Source organism: Paenibacillus turpanensis (assembly GCF_011421635.1).
In the GTDB taxonomy this organism is placed as follows: Bacteria; Bacillota; Bacilli; order Paenibacillales; family YIM-B00363; genus Paenibacillus_AK; species Paenibacillus_AK turpanensis.
The window spans coordinates 133,688-140,305 of the sequence record NZ_WTLI01000015.1; the positions used below are offsets into that span (position 1 = coordinate 133,688).

General features: G+C 57.0%; 5 protein-coding genes. 4 read left to right on the plus strand and 1 reads right to left on the minus strand.

The genetic code is table 11. The features are described 5' to 3' along the window. The first annotated feature begins 8 nt into the window (after nt 1-8). The 4 genes from GQS10_RS15240 to argH all read left to right on the plus strand — a co-directional run bounded on the left by GQS10_RS15240 (nt 9) and on the right by argH (nt 5,076). Complete coding sequence (locus tag GQS10_RS15240; protein ID WP_166243672.1) at nt 9-1,208, plus strand: acetylornithine transaminase; 1,200 nt, start codon at nt 9-11, stop codon at nt 1,206-1,208. Nucleotides 1,209-1,270: 62 nt separating this feature from the next. After that, nucleotides 1,271-2,227 carry an ornithine carbamoyltransferase gene (gene argF / locus GQS10_RS15245; protein ID WP_166243699.1) on the plus strand — a complete coding sequence of 319 codons (957 nt, stop codon included), beginning with the start codon at nt 1,271-1,273 and terminating at the stop codon, nt 2,225-2,227. Between the two features lie 25 nt (nt 2,228-2,252). Beyond that, a complete protein-coding gene (locus tag GQS10_RS15250; protein ID WP_166243674.1) occupies nt 2,253-3,488 on the plus strand; it encodes an argininosuccinate synthase in 1,236 nt (411 codons plus the stop codon). A 175-nt stretch (nt 3,489-3,663) separates the two neighbouring features. Then, nucleotides 3,664-5,076 carry an argininosuccinate lyase gene (gene argH / locus GQS10_RS15255; protein WP_166243676.1) on the plus strand — a complete coding sequence of 471 codons (1,413 nt, stop codon included), beginning with the start codon at nt 3,664-3,666 and terminating at the stop codon, nt 5,074-5,076. Between the two features lie 303 nt (nt 5,077-5,379). On the opposite strand, the gene GQS10_RS15260 is transcribed toward argH, so the two are convergent. Beyond that, the gene (locus GQS10_RS15260) at nt 5,380-6,567 is read right to left on the minus strand and encodes a VanW family protein (protein ID WP_166243678.1); all 1,188 of its coding nucleotides are present in this window, start codon (nt 6,565-6,567) and stop codon (nt 5,380-5,382) included. Between the last annotated feature and the right edge of the window lie 51 nt (nt 6,568-6,618).

Below are 6,618 nucleotides of genomic sequence, written 5' to 3' on the forward strand. Positions count from 1 at the left end.
CACTCATCATGGCACAGACGCAAAGCAATCTTTTTCCCAGTTACGGCCGGTTTCCGATTACTCTTGTTAAAGGTGAAGGAAGCCGATTATGGGATGACCAAGGCAAAGAATATATCGATCTGATGTGCGGTCTGGCGGTAACGAATTTGGGGCATGCGCCGGAGGCGGTCAAGGAAAAGCTGAAGCTGCAGCTCGACGAGCTGTGGCATGTTTCGAATTTGTACCACATTCCCGGTCAAGAAAAGCTGGCATCGCTGCTAACCGCCAATTCCTGCACGGACCGCGTCTTTTTCTGCAACAGCGGCGCGGAAGCGAACGAAGCGGCGATCAAGCTCGCCCGCAAATATCATCAGAAGGTGCTCGGCACCGGACGTTACGAGATTATAACGTTCCAGCAGTCGTTCCACGGACGGACGCTGGCGACGCTGACGGCCACCGGCCAAGACAAAGTAAAGGAAGGCTTTACGCCGCTGCCGGATGGGTTCGTGCATGTTTCGTTTAACGATATCGAAGCGGTAAAACATGCGGTCAACGACCGTACGGCTGCGATTATGCTGGAGTTTCTGCAGGCGGAGGGCGGCGTGCATGCGGCCGATCCGGATTTCGTCTCCGGCATCGTCGAGCTTTGCAAGGACCACGGCATTCTGCTCATTGCCGACGAAATCCAGACCGGCATGGGGCGCACCGGCAAGCTGTTCGCTTATGAGCATTATGGCATCGAGCCGGACATCATTACGCTGGCCAAAGGGCTTGGCAGCGGCTTCCCGATCGGTGCAATGCTCGGGAAAGAGAAGCTCGCCGAGGCGTTCGGCCCGGGCAGCCACGGCTCAACGTTCGGCGGCACGCCGCTTGCCTGCTCCGTTGGTATCGCGACGGTGGAAACGATGGTCGAGCAGGGCATCCCGGCCCGCGCGCAGCAAATGGGCGAGCTGGCGGTCAGCCTGCTGCAGGAGCGTCTTGCCGGCAATCCGCTGGTGAAGGACATTCGCGGCAAAGGGCTGCTGATCGGCATCGAGTGCGTGCACGCGGTGGCCGACTATATCGCCGAAGCGCAGAAGCGCGGCGTGCTGCCGGTTTCGGCGGGGCCGAATGTAATCCGCCTGCTTCCTGCGCTGACGATCCCGGAAGCGGATTTGAAGCAGGGAATTGACATCGTTTGTGGAATTTTAACGGAAGCGGCTTCGCAATCGACAGCCAATCGATCATAAACGCAAGTAAAAATACAGACAGCCAAGATGAGAAGGGAGAGGGAACGGTGAGTGAAGCGGCAATGAAGCTCGTGGGGAACGAGGAGCTGGCACACGGATTGAAGGGGCGCGATTTTCTGGCCCTGGTCGACTATACACCGGAAGAAATTCAATACTTAATCAATTACGCGATTGAACTGAAGCGTAAAAATAAAGCGGGCGAGGTGTACCAGCCTCTGCGCGGCAAGTCGCTCGGCATGATTTTTGAAAAGTCATCAACGCGCACACGCGTATCCTTTGAAGTAGGCATGTACCAGCTTGGGGGTCAGGCGCTCTTTTTGAGCAAAAATGACATCCAGCTCGGACGCGGCGAAACGGTCTGGGATACGGCGCAGACGATGTCCCGTTACTTGGACGGCATCATGATCCGTACCTTCGGCCACAAGAACGTAGTTGAGCTGGCGAGAGGCGCAACGGTGCCTGTAATTAATGGCTTGACGGATCTGTCGCATCCGTGCCAGGCGCTGGCGGATTACCAGACGGTGCTGGAGCACAAAGGAAAGCTGAGCGGCCTGAAGGTCGCTTATGTGGGCGACGGCAACAATATGGTACACTCGCTCATGATGGGCGCTGCAAAGCTCGGCATTCATTTCTCGGTGGCATCGCCGGAGGGCTATGACCCGGATCCGGAAGTGGTGGAGCTGACACGCGAAAATGCGAAGAAAACCGGCGCCAGCCTAACGCTTTGCCGCGATCCGAAGGAAGCGGTCGCGGACGCCGATGTGGTGTACACGGACGTATGGGCAAGCATGGGCTTTGAAGCGGAGCAACAGAAGCGCGAGCTGGCGTTTGCGAGCTACCAGGTCAATGACGAGCTGATGAAATATGCGAAAAAGGATTACCTCTTCATGCACTGCCTGCCGGCACACCGCGGGGAAGAAGTGAGCGCAGAGGTAATCGACGGAGCGCATTCGATCGTATTCGATCAAGCCGAAAACCGGCTGCATGCGCAAAAAGCGGTTATGGCCGCGATTATGTAAGGACCGATTGAGGGGAGACGAACCGATGGCAAAGCCGAAAATTGTGCTCGCGTATTCCGGCGGGCTGGACACATCCGTAATTTTGACATGGTTAAAAGAAACTTACGATGCAGAAATCATTACGTTCACTGCGGATATCGGGCAAAAGGAAGAGCTCGACGGTCTGGAGGAAAAAGCGAAGGCAACCGGTGCATCGAAGGTATACATTGACGATCTGCGCGAAGAATTCGCACGCGATTTCATATATCCGATGTTCCAAGCAGGCGCTTTGTATGAAGGTCAGTACCTGCTCGGCACGTCGATTGCCCGCCCGTTGATTGCGAAGCGGATGGTCGACATTGCCCGCGCGGAAGGCGCGGTAGCGATTGCGCACGGCGCGACAGGCAAAGGCAACGATCAGGTGCGTTTTGAGCTGACCGCAGCGGCGCTGGCGCCGGAGATCGAAACGATCGCGCCTTGGCGCATTGAAGCGTTCCGTGAACAGTTCCCGGGCCGCGCGGAAATGATCGCTTATGCAGAGAAGCATGGCATCCCGGTTCAGGCTTCGGCATCCAAGCCGTATTCGATGGACCGCAACCTGCTGCACATCTCCTTCGAGAGCGGCATGCTGGAGGATCCGTGGTTTGATTCCTCGGCGGACGACGTGAAAAGCATGTACGTGCTGAGCGTTGCGCCGGAGGATGCGCCGGATCAAGCGGAATATGTAGAGCTTGATTTTGAAAAAGGCGACTGTGTCCGTGTGAACGGGGTTTCGATGTCTCCGCTCGAAGTCATGGAGAAGCTGAACGAGCTGGGCGGACGCCACGGCATCGGACGGATCGACATGGTCGAAAACCGCTTCGTCGGCATGAAGAGCCGCGGCGTATACGAGACGCCGGGCGGCACGATCCTGTTCACGGCTCATCGCAAGATGGAGTCGTTGACGATGGACCGCGAAGTGATGCACCTTCGCGACTCGCTGATTTCGCGTTACAGCACGCTCGTGTACAACGGCTTCTGGTTTGCGCCGGAGCGTCTTGCACTGCAGGCGCTCGTGACCGAGAGCCAGAAGAACGTAACCGGTACCGTGCGCCTGAAGCTGTACAAGGGTAATGTGATCGCAGCCGGCGTAAAGAGCCCGGTCAGCTTGTACAACCCGGATATCGCGACGATGGAAGCCGATCCGACGAAAGCATACGATCAGGGCGACGCTACCGGCTTTATCCGCCTGAACGCGCTGCGTTTGAAGGTTGCTTCCGGCGTCGAGCAAAACAAGAAGTAAGCCAACTCACGGCGTTGGCCGGTTTCTCGGCTTCGGACTAGGCGACTTTCGCCGCTTAGCAATAGACGGTATAATGAGAGCATTGCGAAGAAGGGGACGTGCGGATGGACCGGCACGCTCCCTTTTTTCTGAACGGGCAGGAACTTTCATTTTATAACTTAAAGGTGGTGCGATCGTGTCAAAGCTTTGGGGGGGACGTTTTACCAAGAATACGGATCAGCTGGTGGAGGAGTATACGGCTTCGATCCTGTTCGATAAGGAATTAGCCGAAGAGGATATTCAAGGCAGCCTTGCGCATGTGACGATGCTGGGCAAGTGCGGCATAATCCCGGAAGAGGATGCGGAGACGATCCGCGACGGGCTGCACCGCGTGCTGGGCAAAATCCGCCGCGGCGAGGTGGAATACGCGGTTAGCGACGAAGACATACATATGAACATTGAAAAGCTGCTGATCGAGGAGATCGGTCCAGTCGGCGGAAAGCTGCACACCGGACGCAGCCGCAATGACCAGGTAGCGACGGATATGCATTTGTACCTGCGTAAGCGGGTTGTTGAGTTTGTTGGATTGCTGCACCGTCTGCAGACTGCGCTGATCGAGCAGGCGAAGGCGAACCTGGATACGATTATTCCGGGATATACGCATCTGCAGCGGGCGCAGCCGATTTTGCTCGCGCATCACTTGATGGCGTACGTGTCGATGTTCCAGCGTGACGCGGAGCGTTTGATGGACAGCTATAAGCGGATCAATACGCTGCCGCTCGGAGCGGGTGCTTTGGCGGGAACGACGTTCCCGATCGACCGCCATTTTGTGGCGCAGCAGCTCGGCTTTGACCGTGTGTACGAAAACAGCTTGGACGCGGTGAGCGACCGCGATTTTATTATTGAATTTTTGGCCGATGCGTCGATGATCATGATGCACCTGTCCCGCCTTTGCGAGGAGCTGGTGCTGTGGTCGAGCACGGAGTTCCGTTTTGTGGAACTGGACGATGCGTTCTGTACAGGCAGCAGCATTATGCCCCAGAAGAAAAATCCGGATGTAGCCGAGCTCGTTCGCGGCAAGACTGGCCGGGTGTACGGTAATCTGGTCGGCCTCTTGACGGTGCTTAAGGCGCTTCCGCTGGCGTACAACAAGGACATGCAGGAAGACAAGGAAGGCATGTTCGATACGGTTCGCACGCTGCAGGGCGCACTGCGTTTGTTCGCGCCGATGATCGAGACGATGAAGGTGAACGGCGAGCGCATGCGCGAAGCAGTGAACCAGGATTTCTCGAACGCGACGGACATCGCGGATTATTTGGTCGGCAAAGGACTGCCTTTCCGTCAGGCGCATGAGGTTATCGGTAAAATCGTGCTGCACTGCATTCAAAACGGCGTGTTCCTGCTCGACCTGAAGCTGGAGGAGTTCCAGCAGTTCTCGAAGCTGTTCGGCGACGATATTTATCATGTGCTGCAGCCGGAAACGGTCGTGAACGCACGTAATGTATACGGCGGTACGGCGCGTCCGCAGGTGGAAGGCGCAATCCAGCGGGCGGAAGCGGCAACGGCGCAGACGCTGGCATGGTTTGAGGAGCTTTCCGCGAAGGCGTAAGGGAAGCTTGCACGGCTGCATTGTTATGGTTTGGTAGGGCTGGGGCTGGATAAAGTCTGGCTAGGATATCGTATGAATAGGTGAATAAAAAGCAGCTCGAGCCCGGTTGGGTAGAAACTGCTTTTTTGCTGTGGAGCTGTGATGTTGTTGGGATGCAAAGGAATACCTGTTAAGGTTACTGATCTCTGTTAAATGTACTGTTGCCTACCACGATTACTGTACCTAACAAGTTTACTGACTTAACAAGAACACTGAGCTTAACAAGAACACTATATCTAACAAGCTTATTGTATCTAATCAAGATTACTCATATTTATCAAAATCCTGTTTTCCATCAAGCGCTGCCGCTGCTTCTTCCCATTGATCCTGCGGTATTCCGTCCAATGGCCCGGAAACACCGTCTTCAATCATTAGGGGAGCCTCCTGCCCGGGTGCCGGAGCGTCGGTTCTGTGATCGGCGTTGCTGGCGTAGGTGGAAGGCTGAGGCTTATAGGTGTCGCGGGAAATTTTCTCTTTGCTTTCGATTTTGCCGTTAACCAGCTTATAGCGGTACGTTTCTACGATGTACCCTGTTTTACCGGTTTTCAGTAGCTTGACGCTGCCTTTTGGGAGAGAGTTGTCTTTGATGTATTTCACCGGAGGCTGCAGCGTTTCGACAACCTCTGATTTGATGCTGTAGCTTACCGCCGGGTCCATTCGTCCGAATAGCTTCACGGTGAGCACGTTGTGGTTGGACTGCGTTCGGATTAACAAATGCGAGCCAGTATTGTTGCGGAACCGGAAGTTAATCCAGCCGGATGAAAAGGTAGCGTCTTGACCTTTGGGCACATAGGAAATCGGTAGGGAGTGGTTTTTGCGCTCCACGATTTCAAGTCCCGCACGCAGGACGGCGCCGTATAAGGTGGTAGACACTTGGCAGATCCCGCCGCCGACACCGGGGGCGAAATTGCCGTCAATGATGACGGTGGAGGAGCGGTAGCCGAATTTTTTCTCCGTCTCGCGGACGGCTTTGCCGTAATCGAATACCTCGCCGGGCGCGAGCAGCTGGTCGTGAATGACCGAGGCTGTCGATTCAATATTATGGACGCGGCCCTCGCTGCTTGTGCGGTACGCAGTAGAGAAATGGGCGATGCGCCGGTCGATGCCCTGAGCTTTCAGGGCATCGGTCGTGACTTTCGGCTGCACGATGGTGATCGGCAGCTCGAGGCGCAGGGTGCCGTCAGCGGCGGGGGCATCCGGTGCGGCCTCGGGATGGGCGCTGGCCTGCGTGCCGTCGGCGTCTTCGCTGCCGGCGGTGTCCGCTGCCGGCGCCATCGCGGCAACGGCGGAAGCGAGCACGGAGGCCCCGTGCACCGCCGGGTCGCCGGCGAACGGCGAGGCGAGCGGCGGCGCAGCGGCATGCTCCGGCGCGGCCGGGCCAACGCCGAGGGCGGCTTCCGTCGGAGGGGCCTCTCCGGCTAAGGCGGCGGCCAGCATGGCGGCCCCGTGCACCGCGGGGTCGCCGACGAACGGCGACGCGGTCGCCCGCTCGCCGGCCAGCTC

Excerpts from the sequence above, each read along its gene's own strand:
- GQS10_RS15240 (WP_166243672.1), top strand. The coding sequence starts at position 9 with ATGGCACAGACGCAAAGCAATCTTTTTCCCAGTTACGGCCGGTTTCCG.
- GQS10_RS15250 (WP_166243674.1), top strand. The coding sequence starts at position 2,253 with ATGGCAAAGCCGAAAATTGTGCTCGCGTATTCCGGCGGGCTGGACACA.
- argF (WP_166243699.1), top strand. The coding sequence starts at position 1,271 with ATGAAGCTCGTGGGGAACGAGGAGCTGGCACACGGATTGAAGGGGCGC.